Source organism: Streptomyces sp. NPDC048349 (assembly GCF_040651925.1).
Lineage (GTDB): Bacteria > Actinomycetota > Actinomycetes > Streptomycetales > Streptomycetaceae > Streptomyces.
Genome location: NZ_JBEZLA010000034.1, coordinates 46,489 through 66,076, shown reverse-complemented (window position 1 = coordinate 66,076; position 19,588 = coordinate 46,489). Strand labels below are relative to the sequence as shown.

Below are 19,588 nucleotides of genomic sequence, written 5' to 3'. Positions count from 1 at the left end.
CAGCGGCCGGCGTTCTCGCTCACGAGTGCGAGTGTCCCACCGGGGTCGGACAGTGGGGGCTGCGCCGTGCCGGGCCGCCGCCGGGAAGGGGAGCCAAGGCGGACATGCCAAGCTGAGAGGTGTGAGAGACCTTGCCGAGACCGTCGACCGCGCCTTCGCCGCCGCCCTCTACGCCCAGGACGACACGGGGCTGGACACCGGGGCGTCGCTGCTGGTCGCCAAGACCGGGCAGTGGGCCGGGGTGGGCCGGGAGCTGCTGCGGCGCGGGGAGGCGTACGTACGCCAGGGCTGGGAGCGGGGCTGGCAGCCGGCCGACGTGCTCCGGCTGGTCCGCCGGGACCTGGAGGAACGGCACCTGCGGATCGCCGGGGACGTGATCGCCGCCGAGGCGCGCCGCTACGCCCGGCTCCCGGAGCGCTGGACCGACGCCGAGGTGTGGTGGGGCGAGGACGGGGCGTACGCCGACCGGCTCGCGCAGCGCGAGCGGACGGACCGGTTCACGCTGGCTACCGCCTTCCTCGAGGTGTTCCGGCTGCTGGTCCGGCTCCCGTCGATCGAACCGGTCGGGCCGCTGCCCGGCGACCCGGCGGACGCGCTCGCCGAGCACGCGCACATCGAGCCGCGCATGCTGGGGCGGATCCGCGCGCTGCTGGCGAAGGCGGAGGCGACCACCTACCCCGAGGAGGCGGAGGCGCTCAGCGCCAAGGCCCAGGAGCTGATGGCCCGGCACACCGTGGACGAGGCGCTGCTCGCGGCCGGCGGCAAGGGCCCGGCCCAGGTGCCGGGCGCCTGCCGGATCGGCGTCGAGCCGCCGTACGAGGAGGCGAAGGCGGTCCTGCTCGACGCGGTGGCCACCGCCAACCGCTGCCGGGCGGTGTGGAACGGCGCCTTCGAGTTCTCCACGGTGGTCGGCTTCGAGAGCGACCTGGAGGCGGTGGAGTTGCTCTACACCTCGCTGCTGGTGCAGGGCACGGCGGCGATGACCCGCGCGGAGGCGGCGCAGCGTGCGGGCGGACGCAAGCGGACCAAGACCTTCAGGCAGTCCTTCCTGCTCGCGTACGCCAGCAGGATCGGCCGGCGTCTCGCGGAGACGGCGGAGCACGCGGCCGGCGAGATCCCGGACTACCTGCCGGCCCTGGTCGCCCGGGACGTGGCGGTCAGCTCCCGAGCGGAGGAGATGTTCCCGCGCACCACGACGACCCGTCTGCGGGGCGCGACCGACCACGCAGGCTGGGAGGACGGCACGGCGGCCGCGAACGCCGCCCACATGACCCGCAAGAACCCCCCGCTGCCGCGCTAGGGGGTGTCTGACGGAGGTCCGCGGCGTCGCGGTGCCCGGCACGCACTCTCGCCGCACCGGCCGAAAGCCCAAGTACGTCCAGTACGGGGGCATCCGGCCGGCGCGCCGAGAGCACGCACCGGACACCGCTCCTTCACCACGGACCTCCGTCAGACACCCCCTAGCCGGGGCCCGCCCGCGCGCCCGCACCCACCGCCGCCGCGGTGGCCGGGGTGCGGCCCTCGGCCGTTCGGCGAGCAACGCTGCCGCGACCGCTGGCGCTTCACTCAGGTGCCCCGCCGCCGCCGTACCGGGGGCCTGCCCAGAGCCCACGCGCACCGCTGCAGCGGTAGCCGGCGCTCGCCCCGCGCTTTTCGTACACCGCTACCGCCCCAGGCCGGGCTCCGCCCCGGCCCCCCGCGCACCCCAGCCGCGGTAGCCGGAGGCGCGCCCCGCGGCCTCGCCGGCCGTGTCGGCACCGAGGGCCCCATCTGGGGTGATTGCGGGGCAAAGGGTACGCTCGGCGGCATGAGTTGGCTTCGGGCGTTGAAGGACACCGCCCGGGCGGGCATGGCGGTCGAGCGGACCCGGCTGGAGCCGCTCGTCGCGTTGCGCGCCACCGCCGGGCTCGCCGTCGTCGTTGCCCTCGGGCTCGTCCTCCTCGGACCCGGCTCGGCGGCCAGTTCCGCGTTCGGGGCCTTCATGGCGGCCATCGCCACCTTCCAGAAGAGCTGGCGGCCCCGCCCCGCCCTCGCCCTCGCCGCCGGGCTGACCCTGGCCGTCTCCACCTTCGTCGGCTACCTCGTCGGGTCCTCGCACACCGCGCTCTTCCTCGGCCTGCTCGCCGTCTGGACCTTCCTCGCGGGCCTGATGTGGGCGGCCGGCCCCACCGCCGGGATCATCGCCTCCGGCAACGTCGCCATCATGCTGGTCACCGTCACCCTGCCCACCTCCGTGCCCCAGGCCGCCGGGCACGCCGCGATGATCGCCGTCGGCGGGGTCGTCCAGGCGCTGCTCATCGTGCTGTTCCCGGTCCGCCGCTGGGGCGCCCAGCGCGACGCCCTCGCCGACGCGCTGGCCGCCGAGGCCGACTACGCGCGCCGCCTGCGCCAGGACCCGCTCGCGCCCTTCGACCCGCAGCCGCTGATGACGGCCCGCGACGCCGCCGCCGTGACCGTGCGTCAGGCCCGTCGGCGACCCGCCGAACTGCACGGTGCGCGCGGGCTCGCGGAGCGGATCCGGCCCGTGCTGGCCTCGCTCGCCGATCCGGCCGTCGGGGCACCCGCCGAGGGCCCGGGCCGGGAGCGGGTGCGCGAGCTGCTCGCCGCCGCCGCGGCCGTGCTGGACGCCGCCGCGCACGCGATCCGGCACGGGGATCCGGTACGCCTCCCCGCGCCGGCCCTGGCGGTCCTGAAGTCCCCCGACACGCCGGACCTCCTGTCCGGCGCGCCGCTGCGGGCCGCGCACCGGCTCGCCGCGCTGCTCGACGACGTACTGGAGACGGCCGAGCCCGGGACGGAGCGCACCGCCGATCCCGGCGAGGCGATGCTCCGGCCCACCCTGCCGGGGCTGGTGCCGCTGGTCCTGAGGGCCGTGCGCGCCGAACTGCGCCCCGGCTCCCCGGTCCTGCGGCACGCCCTGCGCCTGACCGCCGTGGCCTGCGCGGGCTTCGTGATCGGCCGCGCGCTGCCCTTCGGGCACGCCTACTGGGCCCCGATGGCCTCCGTGATGGTCATGCGGCCGGACTTCGCGCAGACCTACTCGCGCGCCGTGGCCCGCTTCGGCGGCACCCTCGTGGGCGTGGCCGTCGCCACCGGGATCGTGCAGCTCGCGCATCCCGGCATGTACCTGTCCGGCTTGCTCGCCGTGCTCAGCGCGGGCCTGATGTACGCCCTGATGCGCACCGGGTACGCCGTCTCCCAGGTGTGCGTATCCGCCTACGTGGTCTTCCTGCTCGGCATGGGCGGCGTCCGCTGGGACCAGACCGTGCCCGACCGGGTCGCCCTCACCCTGGTCGGCGGGCTGCTCGCGATGATCGGCTACGCCCTCTACCCGGCCTGGGAGACCCCGCGGCTGCGGACCCGCCTCGCGGACTGGATCGCCGCCGACGGCCGGTACGCGGCCGCGGTGCTCAGCCAGTACGCCGACCCGGCCGGGGCCCGGCGCGCCGACGTGCGCGAGGCCCTGCTGGCCGCCCGCGACGCCCGGATCGCCTGGCACGAGGCCCTGGCCCGGGCCGCCGGGGAGCCGGTGCGCCACCGCGGGCTGTCCCGCGCGGCCGCCGACGGCGCGGGCGACGCCCTGGCCGCGGTGGGCCGCGCCGCCATGCTCCTGGAGGCCCACCTCCCCGACCCCGGCCGGGAGCAACCGCCTGCCGGGGTCGGGCCGGCGCCGGGCGCGGCCGCTCTGGCGCGGGCGCTGCGCAGCGCCACCGAGACGGGGGCGAAGGCGGTACGGGAGCGCCGCGTCCCGGAATGGGACGAGGTCAGGGCGGTGCTGGCGGACGGCGACGGCCCCGGGCCGGGGCTGCTGCGGGAGGCCGGCGAGCAGCTCCTGCACTCCCTGGACGAGGTCTCGCAGGCCCTGCGGCCCTGAGCACCGACCCGGGCCGGACCGCTCTGTGATCAGGGAGGCACCGCGCGTGCACGTGCATCTGCCCATGCATGCGCCCATGAACACAGCTATGATCCGGTGCAGTTGACATCTGCACTATCGGGGGCTTCCTGTGGACCACGCGTACAACGGGATGGCAGCTGCAGAACTCGCTTCCTTGTTTGAGCTGACCTGGCAGAAGAGCAGACACAGCAACTCGCAGGGATCCTGCGTGGAGTTCGCGAGACTGCCCGGCGGCGACGTCGCCATGCGCAACTCGCGCTTTCCGGACGGACCGGCGCTCGTCTACACGCCGGCCGAGATCGAGGCCCTGCTCCTGGGTGTCAAGGACGGCGAGTTCGATCACCTGATCAGCTGAACTACCGACCGGACGGCGACGGGTACAGCGACCGGAGCAGGACCGGGACGGCGACCGGAACAGCGCGTCTCATCACGCCATGCACGTGCACTGGCCGGGACCGATCACTGGGATCGGTCCCGGCCAGTCGGCTGTGCGAAGGGGGTGTGCGGTCCTGCTCAATCCTGGAGCAGGAACAGCGCCCAGACCACCTTGCCGGTCAGCCGGCCCGCGAGCGGGTGCCAGCCCCAGCTGTCGCTGTAGGAGTCCACCAGGAAGAGCCCGCGCCCGGACTCCAGGTCGCAGTTCTCCTCCGTGCGCTCGGGGGAGAAGGAACCCCCGGGCCGGTCCTCGCTGGGATCGCGCACCGCGCACACCAGCCGGGTGCTCCACCGCATCAGGTGCAGCCGTACCGACGGCTCCGCCTCGCCGCCCGGGCCGCGGGGGTCCTCGGGCAGGGCGTGGCGCAGGGCGTTGGTGACGAGTTCGGAGACGACCAGTGCGACATCGTCGAACCGCTCGTCGAGACCCCACTGGGACAGCGTCGAACGGCAGAAGGAACGTGCCCCCCGTACCGCTTCCAGCCGGGCGGGCAGAGCGCAGGACGCGGACCCGGAGACAGCCGTGGGGTCGACCGGGGGAAGCCCCTGCCGTAACGGCTCGAGCATGGTCGATCCATTCGTCCCCATGCGAGGCACTCCCGGGATTCGCGGACGGGGCAAGGGGCCTCGTCCAAAGAGAACTGCGGGGTGGGTCCGGCGCCGGCGCGAAGAGCACGCAGGTGCGCGGGGACCATCGTTCCGAATGGGCGAGCCGGATGCAAGGGCAGATGCACGTGCACGCGCCGGACCTGTCCAGTCCCGTGATGGTTCTTGCGCATTTCTTCCTACGCATCCCGGCGGACTTCTTTTCCGGGAGTCGGGATTCCGTTACAGAACGAGTACGGGCCGATGCGTTTTGGTGGCAGACTGCGGGCCCTGGGGTACGGGGGCCCCGCGCGCACGCATGCCAATTGCGATGGGGAGGGCAGTACTAGTGACCGCAGAAGCGAGCGGTTCCGTGGTGCGCCGCATCCTCCTGGGCTCACAGCTCAGGCGACTCCGAGAATCCCGCGGCATCACCCGTGAGGCGGCCGGCTACTCGATCCGCGCATCCGAATCGAAGATCAGCCGCTTGGAGTTGGGAAGGGTGAGCTTCAAGGCCAGGGACGTGGAGGACCTCCTCACGCTCTACGGGGTCACCGACAACGCCGAGCGCGAGTCCCTGCTGGGACTGGTCCGGGAGGCCAACGCGACGGGATGGTGGCACAGTTACGGCGACGTGCTGCCCGGCTGGTTCCAGACCTACATCGGCCTGGAGGGCGCCGCGTCGCTCATCCGGATCTACGAAGTCCAGTTCGTCCACGGCCTGTTGCAGACCGAGGCCTACGCCCACGCCGTCGTCAGCCGCGGCATGCCCGGCGCCACCACCGCCGAGATCGACCGCCGCGTCGCGCTGCGCCTCGAGCGCCAGAAGGTCCTCGTCTCGGAGAACGCGCCGGTCTTCCACGCCGTCCTCGACGAGGCCGCCCTGCGCCGCCCGTACGGCGACCGCGACGTCATGCGCGGCCAGTTGGAGCACCTCATCGAGGTCTCCCAGCGGCCCAATGTGCAGCTCCAGGTGATGCCCTTCTCCTTCGGTGGCCACGCCGGCGAGAGCGGAGCCTTCACCCTGCTGCGCTTCCCCGAGTCGGACCTCCAGGACATCGTCTATCTGGAACAGCTCACCAGCGCCCTCTACCTGGACAAGGACGAGGAAGTGGGGCAGTACGAGCGGGCGATGGAGCGACTTCAGGCCGACTGCCCGGACGCCGACCGGACCCGGGATCTTCTGCGCGGTCTGCTCCAACTGTCTTGATTCGAACGTACTATGACTGCTGATCAGTGCATGACGACCGATCGGTCTCCGGTGCAGCGCACGGGTGCGCGCTCGCAGTAAGGGATGGCATGTCCATATTCAGCGACCTGGCTCACCAGTACATCGACGGCGAATGGCTGGCCGGTACCGGTTCGTGGGACATCATCGACGTCAACCCCTACAACGGGGAGAAGCTCGCGGCCATCACGGTGGCCACCGTCGAGCAGGTGGACCAGGCCTACCGCGGCGCCGAACGCGCCCAGCGGGAATGGGCCGCCACCAGCCCCTACACCAGACGCGCGGTCCTGGAGCGCGCCCTGCGGATCACCGAGGAGCGCGAGAAGGAGATCGTCGAGGCGATGATCGACGAGCTCGGCGGGACCCGTCCCAAGGCCGAGTACGAGGTCTACCTCGCCAAGGAGTTCATCCGCGAGGCGCTCCAGCTCGCGGTCCGCCCCGAGGGCCGCATCCTGTCCTCGCCCGTCGAGGGCAAGGAGAACCGGGTCCAGCGCCTCCCGGTCGGCGTGATCACCGTGATCAGCCCCTTCAACTTCCCCTTCCTGGTCACCCTCAAGTCGGTCGCCCCGGCGCTGGCGCTGGGCAACGCGGTGGTGATCAAGCCGAACCAGAACGCACCCGTGGTCGGCGGCGGGGTCATCGCCAAGATCTTCGAGGATGCGGGCCTGCCCGCCGGGCTGCTGAACGTCCTGGTCACCGACATCGCCGAGATCGGCGACGCGCTCCTGACCCACCCCGTGCCCAAGGTCATCTCCTTCGCGGGCTCGGACCGGGTCGGCCGGCACGTCGGGGCGGTCGCCGCCCGGCACTTCAAGCGGACGGTCCTGGAGCTCAGCGGCAACAGCGCCCTCGTCGTCCTCGACGACGCCGACCTCGACTACGCGGTGGACGCGGCCGTCTTCAGCCGCTTCGTCTACCAGGGCCAGGTCTGCATGGCCGCCAACCGCATCCTGGTCGACGCCTCCGTGGCGGAGGAGTTCACCGAGAAGTTCATCGCCCGCGTGCGCGCCCTGAAGACGGGCGACCCGCACGACGCCGACACCCACATCGGGCCGCTGATCAACTCCTTCCAGGCCGACGCGCTGACCGCGCTGGTGGACCAGGCCCTGGAGTCCGGCGCGCAGGCGCTCGTACGGGGATCCACGCGCGGCAACCTGGTCGAGCCGACCGTGCTGACCGGCCTGCCCGAGGACTCCCCGCTGATGGGCCAGGAGATCTTCGGCCCGGTGGCCCTGCTGGTGGTCTTCGACGGCGAGGACGAGGCCGTCCGGCTGACCAACGCCACGCCCTACGGACTGAGCGGGGCCGTGCACACGCGGAACGTCGAGCGCGGCGTCCGCTTCGCCCAGCGGATCGAGACGGGGATGATCCACGTCAACGACTCCACGATCGGGGACGAACCGCTGGCCGCGTTCGGCGGCGAGAAGGCCTCCGGCCTGGGCCGCCTGGGCGGAGAGGCCACCGTGGAGGCCTTCACCACCCAGAAGTGGATCTCGGTACAGCACGGGCGCAGCCACTTCCCGTTCTGATGCCGGACAGGTCCTAGACTCGGCCGGGCGTACGTGGAGCCGCCCGGGGGAGTGCAAGTTGAGCAACATACCCGAGACCGGCCGGACCCCTCGGGTCCAGAACCGGCTCGTCGTCATCCAGATCGTGGTCTTCTCGCTGCTGCTCACCCTGGGCGGCCGACTCTGGTACCTGCAGATACGCAATGGCCAGGAGTACATCGACGAGGCGAAGAACAACCACGTCCAGCGGGTGGTCCAGCCCGCCGTGCGCGGCTCCATCCTGGACTCGCGCGGGGTGCCGCTCGCCGACAACGCGACCCACCTGGTGGTGTCCGCCAACCGCACCGAGCTGCTGACCATGAAGGACCGCGGCAAGGCCGTCCTGACCCGCCTCGCGGGCGTCCTGGGGATGGACCCCCAGGAGGTCGTCGACAAGGTCCGGCTCTGCGACGCCAAGACCCCGCAGCCCTGCTGGAACGGCTCGCCCTACCAGCCGATCCCGGTCAGCGACGAGGCCACCACCGAGCAGGCGCTGCAGATCCACGAGCACGCCGAGGACTTCCCCGGCATCACCGCCGAGCCCACGGCCATGCGCCGCTACGCCGCACCCGACGAGGCCAACACCTCCCAGGTGCTGGGCTACCTCTCGCCGGTCACCGACGAGGAGATCGCCAAGGCGAAGAACTCCGACTCCCCCTACCTGCGCTCCGACCAGGTCGGCCGCTCCGGCCTGGAGCGCACCTACGACAAGGAGCTGCGCGGCAAGGCGGGCATCACCCGCTACGAGGTCGACAACCTCGGCCGGGTCATCGGCCAGGGCGAGACCGACAAGGCGCTGCCCGGCTCGAACATCGTGACCTCGATCGACTCCCGGGTGCAGGCGGTCGCCGAGCGCGAGCTGAACAACGCGATGATCGACGCCCGCAAGACGTACGACAAGAACACCCGGCGCAATTACGAGGCCGACTCGGGCGCGGTCGTGGTCATGGAGTCCAAGACCGGCCGCATCGTGGCGATGGCCTCGAACCCGACGTACGACCCGAACGCCTGGGTGGGCGGCATCTCCGCCAAGGACTACGCGGCGCTCACCGACAAGGAGTCGAACTACCCGCTGCTGAACCGGGCCATCCAGGCCCAGGCGGCGCCGGGCTCCATCTTCAAGGTGGTCACCTCCACCGCCGCGGTCAACGCCGGGTATCCGTTCAACCACCGCTACCCCTGCCCCAGCTCGTACTCCGTCGGCAAGCAGACCTTCACCAACTTCGAGTCGCAGGGCCACGGCGACATCACCATCGGCCGGGCCCTGGAGGTCTCCTGCGACACGGTCTACTACGCGATCGCGGACCAGGAGTGGAAGAAGGACGGGGGCATCAACCCGAAGAAGAACCCCAACGACTGGTTCTTCAAGACCGCCCACGAGTTCGGGCTGGGCAAGCGCACCGGCATCGACCTGCCGAACGAAGTGCCCGGCCGGGTCCCCGACCGGAAGTGGAAGCAGGACTTCTTCGAGGCGAACAAGGACGCCTGGTGCCGGGACGGCAAGAAGAACGGCAGCTTCTCCGAGAAGATCGCCTACGAGAACTGCCGCCAGGGCAACCAGCTGCGCGAGGGCGACGCCATCAACTACTCGATCGGGCAGGGCGACACGCTCGTCACCCCGGTCCAGATGGCCTCCGTCTACGCGGCCATCGCCAACGGCGGCACGCTCCACCAGCCCTCCGTCGGCAAGGCGATCGTCAGCGCAGACGGCACGTCGGTCCAGGAGATCGCGCCGAAGGAGCGGGGCAGGCTCCCGATGGACGCCAAGACCCGCGACGACATCGACGAGGCGCTGGCCGGGGTGGCCACCACGGGCAGCGCCGCCTGGCGGTTCGGCGGCTGGCCGCAGAAGCAGATCCCGATGCACGCCAAGACCGGTACCGCCGAGGTCCAGGGCAAGCAGACCACCTCGTGGTTCGCCTCCTACACCGAGGACTACACGATCGTCATGACGATCTCCCAGGGCGGTACCGGCTCCGGTGCGTCGGGACCGGCGGTCCGCAAGATCTACGAGGCGATGTACGGGCTCGACCCGACGGGCAAGCAGGATCTGTCCAAGGCCCTGCTGCCGAAGCCGGCCACCTCCCTCCCGGCGATCCGGCCCGAGGGAGAAAACCTCGGCAATTAGGACAGGCCCTGACCTCATTGCTCCGTAGCGTGGTCCCTGTCAGCAGGAAAGGCACCAAACCGAAGGCGGTAGACCATGGCTCAGCTTTCCACCGAGGTCCCCGGCGACGAGCGCGGCACGCTCCTCGCCTTCGTCGAGGCCCAGCGCACGGCCCTGCGGGAAACGGCGCTCGGACTCAGCGAGGAGCAGGCCGCGAGCCGGCCCAGCGCCAGCGAGCTGTCCGTGTCGGGGCTGCTCAAGCACGCGGCCGAGGTCGAGCTCAACTGGCTGCGGCTGGCCCAGCAGCAGCCCAACGAACGGCGGCGCAGCCGGGAGAGCTGGGGTGAGGGCTTCCGGCTGGTCGAGGGCGAGTCCGTGCCGTCCGTCCTGGACTTCTGGGACGGGGTCCGGCGGGAGCTGGAGGACTTCGTCCTGGCCGTGCCCAGCCTCGACGACGTCTTCCCGCTGCCCGAGGCGCCCTGGTTCCCGAAGGACGGCAAGGTCTCGATGCGCTGGATGCTCCTGCACCTGGTGGAGGAGTTCGCCCGGCACGCGGGCCATGCGGACATCATCCGGGAGACCATCGACGGGACGAAGGCCATGGGCTGAGGAGCCGCTCAGCGCTGTGGCTCCATGCCGGCGGTCCGGCTTCTCGTCCGGGCCGGCGGTGGGCCGGCTGCGGGGCCCGAGCAGGCAGTCCTCCGGCGGGCTTGCACCTCACGCGACGTGAGGACCCACAGTGAGGGGCGTACCCCACCGGACGCCGAGGAGGGAAGTTGAGGGAAGCGGACATGGGCTATTCCGTGGGCCAGGTCGCCGGATTCGCCGGAGTGACGGTGCGCACCCTGCACCACTACGACGAGATCGGTCTGCTCTCGCCGGGCGGCCGCAGCCGCGCCGGGCACCGCCGGTACGACGACGCGGACCTGGACCGGCTGCAGCGGATCCTGTTCTACCGGGAGCTCGGCTTCCCCCTCGACGAGGTCGCGGTCCTGCTGGACGACCCGGAGACGGATCCGCGGGAGCATCTGCGCCGGCAGCACGCCCTGCTGACCGACCGGATCGACCGGCTCCAGCAGATGGCCAAGGCCGTTGAGCACGCCATGGAGGCGAAGAAGATGGGCATCAACCTCACGCCCGAGGAGAAGTTCGAGGTCTTCGGGGACCACGATCCCGAGCAGTACGCCGAGGAGGCGCAGCAGCGCTGGGGCGGCACCGACGCCTACGCCGAGTCGCAGCGCCGGACGGCCTCGTACACGAAGGACGACTGGCAGCGGATCCAGGACCAGGCCGCCGACTGGGGCAGGCGCTACGCGGCCCTCATGGAGGCCGGCGAGCCCGCCGAGGGCGAGCGCGCGATGGACCTGGCCGAGGAGCACCGGCTCCACATCAGCACGTGGTTCTACGCCTGCCCGTACGAGATGCACACCTGTCTCGGCGAGATGTACGTCGCGGACGAGCGCTTCACGGCGTTCTACGACGCCCTGAAGCCGGGCCTCGCCCTGCACCTGCGGGACGCGATCCTGGCCAATGCGGTGCGCAAGGCCTAGCCCGAACGTCACGCACCCGACCCCCTCCGGTACCTGGAACCGGGAGGGGGCCGTGTGCGTTGATAATTGAAACCGCTCGTACTGTGCCCTACCTTGCCCGCACCCGCCTGCCTCCGCCGGCACGCCCCCGATCCAGGAGAGTCCGGAACCCGTGTACACGATTGCGCTCGGCCCTGAGTGGCTGTCCCCGGACTATCTGATTTCGCACTTCGGACTGATCGGCATCCTGGTCATCGTCTTCGCGGAGTCGGGACTCTTCGCGTTCCTGCCCGGCGACTCGCTGCTGTTCACGGCGGGCCTGCTGGTCGCCAACGGCGAGTACATCAAGCAGCCGCTGTGGCTGGTGTGCACGCTGATCGTGGCCGCCGCCATCATCGGCGACCAGGTCGGCTACATGATCGGCAAGTACTTCGGGCCGAAGCTCTTCAACCGGCCGAAGTCCAAGGTCTTCAAGCGGGAGAACCTGGACAAGGCGCACGAGTTCATGGAGAAGCACGGTCCCAAGGCCATCGTGCTGGCCCGCTTCGTGCCGATCATCCGCACCTTCGCGCCGATGGTCGCGGGCGCGGGCTCGATGAAGTACCGCACCTTCCTGACGTACAACGTCATCGGTGGCATCGGCTGGGGCGCGGGCATCACGATCGCGGGCTACTGGCTCGGACAGATCGAGTTCATCAAGACCAACATCGAGGCGATCCTGGTCCTGATCGTCCTGCTCTCCCTCATCCCGGTGATCTTCGAGGTGCTGAAGGCCCGCAAGGAGAACAGGGCGGCGGCCGCCGAGGCCCCGCTCGAGGCCGAGGGCCAGACCCCGGGCCAGCGCGGCCGCCACGCCAAGCGCTAGGCCGGCTGAGCCGCCCCGTGCGACGCGAACGCCCCGGGATCCCCGCGAAGGGGTCCCGGGGCGTTCGTGTGCCCGCTCAGAAGCCGCGGGTGCGCTTGGCCGCGCGCCGCTTGGCTGCGCTGGCCGCCCCCGGGATCCGCATGAACAGCCGGGAGGTCTCCGAGCCCAGGTTGACGCCGATCGCGATGGCGAGGGCGATGGCGGCGGCGTTCACCAGCGAGCCGAGGCCCTCGTTCAGCCGGTCCTCGGCGATCAGCAGCAGCCCGTAGTACGTCGCCGAACCCGGCAGCAGCGGCCCGATGGCCGCGGTCGTGTACGGCAGGGCGGAGGCGAAGCGATAACGGGAGAAGAGCTGCCCGAACAGGCCGACCAGCCCGGCGGCGATGGCGGTGGACGGCACGGGCGGGATCTCGCCCGCGTAGTGCAGGGCCCCGAAGGTCACCCAGGCGACCCCGCCGTTGAGGGTCACGATCAACACGGTCGACCGCTCCTGCTGGAGCAGGATCGCGAAGGTGAAGACCAGCACCATCGAGGCGGCGATCTGGATCAGCGGCCGCTGCTGGATCTCGAGGACCTCCTCCGGCCGCGGGGCGGCGCCGAACTGGAGGCCGACGTACAGCACGACCAGGACGCCCATGATGATGCCGATGAACAGGTACATGACCTCCAGCAGCCGGGCGGACGCGGTGATGTAGAAACCGGTCAGCCCGTCCTGCACGGCGGCCACCAAGGCCCGCCCGGGCAGCAGCGCGAACAGCCCGCCGGTGATCACGGCGGAGGCCTTGATGTCCTCGATCTCGGCGAGCTTGAGCGCCACCCCGAAGGCGGCGGGCGGCATCGCGGCGACCACGAACTGGTAGAACTCCGGCAGGCCCCGCCCGGCGCACAGCCATGCCAGCCGGTCGCCGAGGACGGCGCCCAGGGCCGCCGCGAGGAACACGACCACCCCGCCGCCGACGAGGGTGGAGGCGGCCCCGGCGAGCAGTCCGGCGGCGGCCGTGAGCACCCAGGTGGGGTACGGGTGGCGGTTGCGGCGGATCTCCGCCAGGCGCCGGTAGGCCTCCTCCAGCGACACGTCGATCTCGTGGGCGCTGATGTCGTCCACCAGCCGGAAGACGGCGGAGAGCCGGTTGTAGTCGGTGCCGCGGCGGCGCACGGTCCGGTTCGCCGACACCGGGTCGTCCACCAGCGAGGGCTGGTGCGTGATCGACAGCATGGTGAAGGTGACGGTGGGCTCGCAGCGGTCCAGCCCGTAGGAGCGGGCCACCGCGAACATCGCGGCCTCCACGTCCTCGGCGCCCTCGCCGCCCGCGAGCAGCAGCTCGCCGATGCGCAGGGTCAGGTCGAGCACGCGGCCCACGGGGGGCCCGGTCTCGGTCGGCCGCTGCACCAGGTCGGGAACCGGCCGCACGTCGACCGGCATGCGCAGCATCGTGCGCATCCGGTCCTGCCAGGGGGACTCCTTCATCCGGGCGACGGGGAAGCCCTGGCCGGGCGTGTAGGCGGGCGGGGAATGCGCGGCGCTGTAGGTGGCCGGGGCTGCGAAGGCAGAGCCCCCGGGCTCGGGCGGCACCGGCTCGGTGCCCGGCGGAAGCGCGAATTCCGAGGTGGGCTGGTCCTCCTCCGGTACCCCGGGCTCCATCCCGGGCGGCGGCGTGAAGGCGCTGTGCGCCTCGTCGGACTGGGGCTTCCTGTCCTCAGCCCCATCGGCTTCCGCCACGCGCCCTCCAGACCGTGATCACCTGCCGTATCAGTATGCGGAACCGTTTCCTCCCCGTCGACGGCAGGCCTCGGTCCCGCTGCCGGCGACTGCCCCTGCGGAGGCCGACTGCCCCTGCGGAGGCGCGACTGCCCCTGCGGAGCCGGGGCTACGCCATGGACCAGGGGTTCAGCCCGCGAGCCCTTGGCGGACGCCGGGGAAGGGACCGCTCCGGAGGCGGAAAACGACCGTGGGCGGCACCCCCCTCACGGGGGTGCCGCCCACGGTCGAAGCCAGGGCCCGGGGATCCCCCGAGCCTGTTCACCGGCGGAGCCTAGTGGTGGCCGCCCTGCGCCTCGAGGCGCTTGTAGGAGGCCTCGATCTCGGCCTCGGCCTCGGCGCGGCCGACCCAGTTCGCGCCCTCGACCGACTTGCCCGGCTCCAGGTCCTTGTAGACCTCGAAGAAGTGCTGGATCTCCAGGCGGTCGAACTCGGACACGTGGTGGATGTCGCGCAGGTGCTCGACACGCGGGTCGGAGGCCGGCACGCACAGCAGCTTGTCGTCGCCGCCCGCCTCGTCCGTCATGCGGAACATGCCGATGGCGCGGCACTTGATCAGGCAGCCCGGGAAGGTCGGCTCGTCGAGGATGACCAGCGCGTCCAGCGGGTCACCGTCCTCGCCGAGGGTGTTCTCGACGAAGCCGTAGTCGGCCGGGTAGCTGGTCGAGGTGAAGAGGCGACGGTCCAGACGGATCCGGCCGGTCTCGTGGTCCACCTCGTACTTGTTCCGCGAACCCTTGGGGATCTCGATGGTGACGTCGAACTCCACGTCCTGCTCCTCCATGATCAGCTTCAGCCGTCCGCATGGCTGCGGGACGGCATTTGATTCAAATACGCGCGCGTCCGGCCCAGCCCAGCCGGGTGGGGTGCCATGCTCGCGGCAAGACGCAGTGGTTAAGTGTCCCTCACGCATATGTGTGATCGCGAAAGGGGCTGGTCCGAGGTGCCATTGATCAAGACGTGGCAGCTCATCGCGGGCTCGGCCGTCGCCGGCCTCGCCCTGTCGGTGACAGCGGTGACCGCCTCCGGTCCGTGGGACTCCGGCCAGCGTAAGGCCGAGCGGGACAGGGTCGCCTCCTGGAGCCTCACGGGTGGCGCAGATCACGGTGAGGGGCCCGGTGCCGGCACCTTCCCGCAGGCCGCTCCCAGCGCCCCCGGGGTGCTCGGCGCGATCGGTCCCGGAGCCCCGCAGCAGGAGGCGGCGGCCGCCCCCGAGGACCTCGCGGCGGCGCTGCGCCCGCTGCTCGCCGACCCCGCGCTCGGCTCCGTGCGCACCGCATCCGTCGTCGACACCGCCACCGGGCGGGTGCTGTACGAGTCGGGGGCGCGGGAGGCGATGACCCCGGCTTCCACCATCAAGATCGCCACCGCGGCGGCGGCGCTGGCCGCCCTGGGGCCCGAGCACCGGATCCGGACCGCCGTCGTGCCCGGTGCCGTCCCCGGGCAGGTGCTCCTCGTCGGCGGCGGCGACCCCTCCCTGACCGCCAAGAAGAAGAGCCCCGCCGGGTCCGGCGGCAGCCTCGTCGCCCTCGCCGCCGACACCGCGCAGGCCCTCAAGGCCGCCGGCACCGACAGCGTGAGCCTGGGCTACGACGACAGCCTCTACACCGGCCCCGTCCGCCACCCCATCGGCGACAACCCCAACATCGCGCCCGTCACCGCCCTGACGGCCGACGAGGGCCGCCCCGACGACTCCACCTCCGGGCCCGTGGAGCGCTCCGGCGACCCCTCCGGGGACGCCGCCCGCGCCTTCGCCGCCCTGCTGACCGAGCGCGGGGTCAAGGTCACCGGCGAACCCGTCCGGGCCAAGGCGCCCGCCGGCGCCCAGCCGATGGCGGCCACCCTCTCCACCCCGCTGGCCGGCCTCGTCGAGCGGATGCTCACCCACAGCGACAACGACATCGCCGAGGCCCTCGCCCGGCAGACCGCCCTCGCGTCGGGCCTCCCCGCCAGCTTCGAAGGCGGGGAGAAGGCCGTCACCGACCGGCTCGCGGCCCTCGGCGTGGACGTCTCCGGCTCCCGCTTCGCCGACGGCAGCGGGCTGGGCCGCGCCGACAAGGTCACCAGTGGCCTCCTCACGGGACTGCTCGCCAAGGCCGCCGACCCGCAGCGGCCCGAGCTGCGGCCCGTCCTGACGGGCCTGCCGGTCGCCGGATTCACCGGGACCCTGCGCGCCCGCAACGCCGGCTCCTCCCCGGCCGCCGGCCTGCTCCGGGCCAAGACGGGCACCCTGACCGGAGTGAACTCCCTCGCGGGCACCGTCGTCGACCGGTCCGGACGGCTCCTCGCCTTCGCCTTCCTGAGCGCCAACAGCGCGGACGGCCCGGCCGCCGAGAAGGGCCTCGACAAGCTGGCCGCGGCGGTCGCGGCCGCGCCGTAGGGGGTCCGCCCGCGGGCCGGTCCACGTACGGTTGACGCATGACGAGCATCAGTGGTGCGGAGATGGTCGACTGGAACCTCGCGGTGGCGACCGCGACCCGGCTGGTGCGACCCGGCCCGGAGGTCAGCCGGGACGAGGCCCGGGCCGTCGTCGCGGAGCTGCGCGGACACGCCAGGTCCTCGGAACGGCACGTACGCGACTTCACCCGGATGATCCACGCCGTCCCCGACGGGGTCCCGGTCCCCGACACCCCCGTCCTGGTGGTCGACCGGGCCGGATGGATCAAGGCCAACGTGGCCGGCTTCCGCGAGCTGCTCCAGCCGCTCCTGGGCAAGCTCCAGGAACGCCGCGCGGGCACCCCGGGCGCGGCCGTCCTCGGGGCGGTCGGCGGCAAGGTCACCGGCGTCGAGCTGGGCATGCTGCTGAGCTTCCTGGCCTCCCGGGTCCTCGGCCAGTACGAGACCTTCGCGCCGGTCTCCCGCGAGCTGCCGGGCTCGGCCCAGGGCGGCGGCCGGCTGCTGCTCGTCGCGCCGAACATCGTGCACGTCGAGCGCGAGCTGGAGGTGAACCCGCACGACTTCCGGATGTGGGTGTGCCTGCACGAGGAGACGCACCGTACCCAGTTCACGGCCGTGCCGTGGCTGCGCGACCACCTCGAAGGCGAAATCCAGACGTTCCTCGGCGCCACCGAAGTGGACCCCGTGACCGTCCTGGAACGGCTGCGCGAAGCCGCACAGTCCTTCGCCGGCGCACGCCCCGACGCCGAACGGGGCGAGGAGGGCCGCTCCCTCGTGGAGATCGTGCAGACCCCCGAACAGCGGGAGGTGCTGGGCCGGCTCACCGCCGTCATGTCCCTCCTGGAGGGCCACGCCGACTTCGTCATGGACGGGGTGGGCCCCCAGGTGGTGCCCTCGGTCGCCGAGATCCGCGAGAAGTTCCAGCAGCGCCGGGCCAGCGGCGCCGGGCGCCTGGACGCCGCCCTGCGCAAGCTCCTGGGCCTGGACGCCAAGCTGCGCCAGTACCGGGACGGCGAGCGCTTCGTGCGGGCCGTCGTCGGCCAGGTCGGCATGGACGGCTTCAACCGCGTGTGGACCTCCCCGAACACACTGCCGACCAAGGCCGAGATCGCCAGGCCGGCGGACTGGGTCGCCCGCGTCCACCGCAAGGGGAGCGAAGGGAGCGAATAGGCGTGACGCGGGGGGCGTAAACATGTCTCCTTGGGGGAAGCAGCATCACCCGTCCGAGGGACCGTGGGCCGTGGAAGGGCGTGCGATGCTCGGGGAACGGCTCGGCTCTGTCACCATCAACGCACTCTGAGTGACAACCCGTTCCAGCGGGGGCCGCCCGTCGGCACCCCGACGCGCCACCCCCGACGCACCACCCCCGAAGCCTCCGAGGCATCCGAACTCCATCGAAGGGCACCGGACATGGGTCCCCATCCTGCGGTCGCGGCGATACGCCTGGCGGTCCGCCGCGCACTCCACGACGTCCTCACCGACCTCACCGACTCCCCCCGGACCCCGTCGTCCGGCGGGTCCCCCCGCGCCGCCCGCCCGGCGGACGGCACCCTGCCCCTGGTCCTCGTCGCCTGTTCCGGCGGCGCCGACTCGATGGCGCTCGCCTCCGCCCTGGCCTTCGAGGCGCCCAAGCTCGGCATCCGCGCCGGCGGCATCACCGTCGACCACGGGCTGCAGCCCGGCTCCGACCTGCGCGCCGCCGAGGTCGTCGTCCGCATGACCGCCCTCGGCCTCGACCCGGTGGAGTCCGTCGCCGTGCGCGTCGGCCGCGACGGCGGTCCCGAGGCCGCGGCACGCGACGCCCGCTACGGCGCCCTGGACGAGGCCGCCGACCGGCTGGGCGCTTCCGCCGTGCTGCTCGGCCACACCCGGGACGATCAAGCCGAAACCGTCCTGCTGGGCCTCGCCCGCGGCTCCGGCATCCGCTCGCTGTCCGGCATGGCCGAGGTCAGCGGTGGCCCCGGCCGCGGCCACCGCTACCGCCGCCCCTTCCTCCAGGTCGACCGGCAGACCGCCCGCAAGGCCTGCATGGTCCAGTCCCTCCCCGTCTGGGACGACCCGCACAACATCGACCCCGCCTACACCCGCTCGCGCCTGCGCCACGAGGGACTGCCCGCCCTGGAGAAGGCGCTGGGCAAGGGGGTCGTCGAGGCGCTGGCCCGCACCGCCCAGCTCTCCCGCGACGACGCCGACGCCCTGGACGCCTGGGCCGCCGAGGCGGAGACCGGCGTACGGGACGAGGACGGCCGCCTGGAGTGCGCCAAGCTGTACGCCCTGCCCCCGGCCGTCCGCCGCCGGGTGCTGCGCAGGGCCGTCGTCGCCGCCGGTTCTCCCGCGGGCTCCCTCTTCGCCCGCCACATCGAGGAAGTCGACCGCCTCATCACCGGTTGGCGCGGTCAGGGCGCCATCAACCTGCCCGGCCGGGTCGAGGCCCAGCGGCAGGGTGGCAGACTTGTCATTCGGCAGGGCTGATTGGTGCTGAAACACGGCTGAGTCCTCCGGGGGCACCCCCGGAGCCCCGGCCGCCAACGAAAGTGATGCGGGTGGACGAGAAGGACATGGGCGGCGACCTCCAGTCGGTGCTCATCACCAAGGAAGAGATCGACGCGAAGCTGGCCGAGCTGGCCGCGAAGATCGACGCGGAGTACGCGGGCAAGGACCTGCTCATCGTCGGCGTCCTCAAGGGCGCCGTGATGGTGATGGCGGACCTGGCGCGTGCCTTGTCCACCCCGCTCACCATGGACTGGATGGCGGTGTCCTCGTACGGCGCCGGGACCCAGTCCTCCGGTGTGGTGCGGATCCTCAAGGACCTGGACACCGACATCAAGGACAAGCACGTCCTGATCGTCGAGGACATCATCGACTCCGGTCTGACGCTGTCCTGGCTGCTGTCGAACCTGGGCTCGCGCCAGCCGGCCTCCCTCGAGGTCGTCACGCTGCTGCGCAAGCCCGACGCCGCGAAGGTCGCGATCGACGTGAAGTGGGTCGGCTTCGACATCCCGAACGAGTTCGTCGTCGGCTACGGCCTCGACTACGCGGAGAAGTACCGCAACCTGCCGTTCGTCGGCACGCTCGCCCCCCACGTCTACGGCGGCTGACCCCGCTCCCGCCGTCGCCCCCGGGGCGTCCCGGAAGCTCCGGGGAACCTGGGGGCGATTCCCGCCGTTGGAGCAGGGGAAGGCGGGTCTGTCAGCCGTCCCACGAGGCCGCGGGTGACAATTCAGGGGTACATTCCGAAGAA

Annotated in this window: 16 protein-coding genes; 13 read left to right on the top strand and 3 right to left on the bottom strand. The window is 72.0% G+C overall.

Annotated elements, in window-relative coordinates; all coding sequences use genetic code 11:
- Positions 1–121: 121 nt before the first annotated feature.
- The 3 genes from AB0D44_RS19805 (at position 122) to AB0D44_RS19795 (ending at position 4,250) form a co-directional block, all read left to right on the top strand.
- Positions 122–1,300 carry a DUF2786 domain-containing protein gene (locus AB0D44_RS19805; protein WP_362592388.1) on the top strand — a complete coding sequence of 393 codons (1,179 nt, stop codon included), beginning with the start codon at positions 122–124 and terminating at the stop codon, positions 1,298–1,300.
- Between the two features lie 507 nt (positions 1,301–1,807).
- The gene (locus tag AB0D44_RS19800; RefSeq protein ID WP_362592385.1) at positions 1,808–3,874 is read left to right on the top strand and encodes an FUSC family protein; all 2,067 of its coding nucleotides are present in this window, start codon (positions 1,808–1,810) and stop codon (positions 3,872–3,874) included.
- Positions 3,875–4,004: 130 nt separating this feature from the next.
- Positions 4,005–4,250 carry a DUF397 domain-containing protein gene (locus AB0D44_RS19795; RefSeq protein WP_362592382.1) on the top strand — a complete coding sequence of 82 codons (246 nt, stop codon included), beginning with the start codon at positions 4,005–4,007 and terminating at the stop codon, positions 4,248–4,250.
- 158 nt (positions 4,251–4,408) lie between these two features.
- Here AB0D44_RS19795 and AB0D44_RS19790 read toward each other — a convergent pair whose 3' ends face one another.
- A complete protein-coding gene (locus tag AB0D44_RS19790; protein ID WP_362592379.1) occupies positions 4,409–4,918 on the bottom strand; it encodes an ATP-binding protein in 510 nt (169 codons plus the stop codon).
- Between the two features lie 328 nt (positions 4,919–5,246).
- On the opposite strand from AB0D44_RS19790, the gene AB0D44_RS19785 reads away from it, so the two are divergent.
- The 6 genes from AB0D44_RS19785 to AB0D44_RS19760 all read left to right on the top strand — a co-directional run bounded on the left by AB0D44_RS19785 (position 5,247) and on the right by AB0D44_RS19760 (position 12,191).
- Positions 5,247–6,125, top strand: a complete 879-nt coding sequence (locus tag AB0D44_RS19785) for a helix-turn-helix transcriptional regulator (protein WP_362592376.1) — start codon at positions 5,247–5,249, stop codon at positions 6,123–6,125.
- An 89-nt stretch (positions 6,126–6,214) separates the two neighbouring features.
- Positions 6,215–7,672, top strand: a complete 1,458-nt coding sequence (locus tag AB0D44_RS19780) for an aldehyde dehydrogenase family protein (protein ID WP_362592373.1) — start codon at positions 6,215–6,217, stop codon at positions 7,670–7,672.
- 58 nt (positions 7,673–7,730) lie between these two features.
- Positions 7,731–9,818: a penicillin-binding protein 2 gene (gene mrdA / locus AB0D44_RS19775; RefSeq protein WP_362592370.1), complete on the top strand. Its 2,088-nt coding sequence runs from the start codon at positions 7,731–7,733 to the stop codon at positions 9,816–9,818.
- Positions 9,819–9,893: 75 nt separating this feature from the next.
- On the top strand, positions 9,894–10,406 hold the full coding sequence (locus AB0D44_RS19770; RefSeq protein WP_362592367.1) for a DinB family protein: 513 nt from the start codon (positions 9,894–9,896) through the stop codon (positions 10,404–10,406).
- Positions 10,407–10,588: 182 nt separating this feature from the next.
- Positions 10,589–11,347: a MerR family transcriptional regulator gene (locus AB0D44_RS19765; RefSeq protein WP_362592364.1), complete on the top strand. Its 759-nt coding sequence runs from the start codon at positions 10,589–10,591 to the stop codon at positions 11,345–11,347.
- Between the two features lie 151 nt (positions 11,348–11,498).
- A complete protein-coding gene (locus tag AB0D44_RS19760) occupies positions 11,499–12,191 on the top strand; it encodes a VTT domain-containing protein (RefSeq protein WP_362592361.1) in 693 nt (230 codons plus the stop codon).
- A gap of 76 nt (positions 12,192–12,267) precedes the next feature.
- Here the strand turns inward: AB0D44_RS19760 and AB0D44_RS19755 are convergent, their stop codons facing one another.
- Both AB0D44_RS19755 and AB0D44_RS19750 read right to left on the bottom strand, forming a co-directional pair.
- The gene (locus AB0D44_RS19755; RefSeq protein ID WP_362592359.1) at positions 12,268–13,911 is read right to left on the bottom strand and encodes a threonine/serine exporter family protein; all 1,644 of its coding nucleotides are present in this window, start codon (positions 13,909–13,911) and stop codon (positions 12,268–12,270) included.
- A 313-nt stretch (positions 13,912–14,224) separates the two neighbouring features.
- The gene (locus AB0D44_RS19750) at positions 14,225–14,719 is read right to left on the bottom strand and encodes an inorganic diphosphatase (protein ID WP_030031597.1); all 495 of its coding nucleotides are present in this window, start codon (positions 14,717–14,719) and stop codon (positions 14,225–14,227) included.
- A 144-nt stretch (positions 14,720–14,863) separates the two neighbouring features.
- Here AB0D44_RS19750 and dacB point away from each other — a divergent pair, with 144 nt between their 5' ends.
- The 4 genes from dacB to hpt all read left to right on the top strand — a co-directional run bounded on the left by dacB (position 14,864) and on the right by hpt (position 19,445).
- Positions 14,864–16,330: a D-alanyl-D-alanine carboxypeptidase/D-alanyl-D-alanine-endopeptidase gene (gene dacB, locus AB0D44_RS19745; protein ID WP_362592356.1), complete on the top strand. Its 1,467-nt coding sequence runs from the start codon at positions 14,864–14,866 to the stop codon at positions 16,328–16,330.
- Between the two features lie 38 nt (positions 16,331–16,368).
- Positions 16,369–17,517, top strand: coding sequence for a zinc-dependent metalloprotease (locus AB0D44_RS19740; protein ID WP_362592353.1), 1,149 nt, complete (start codon positions 16,369–16,371; stop codon positions 17,515–17,517).
- Positions 17,518–17,757: 240 nt separating this feature from the next.
- A complete protein-coding gene (gene tilS, locus AB0D44_RS19735) occupies positions 17,758–18,819 on the top strand; it encodes a tRNA lysidine(34) synthetase TilS (protein WP_362592350.1) in 1,062 nt (353 codons plus the stop codon).
- Between the two features lie 65 nt (positions 18,820–18,884).
- The gene (gene hpt / locus AB0D44_RS19730) at positions 18,885–19,445 is read left to right on the top strand and encodes a hypoxanthine phosphoribosyltransferase (RefSeq protein WP_362394741.1); all 561 of its coding nucleotides are present in this window, start codon (positions 18,885–18,887) and stop codon (positions 19,443–19,445) included.
- Positions 19,446–19,588 lie beyond the last annotated feature (143 nt).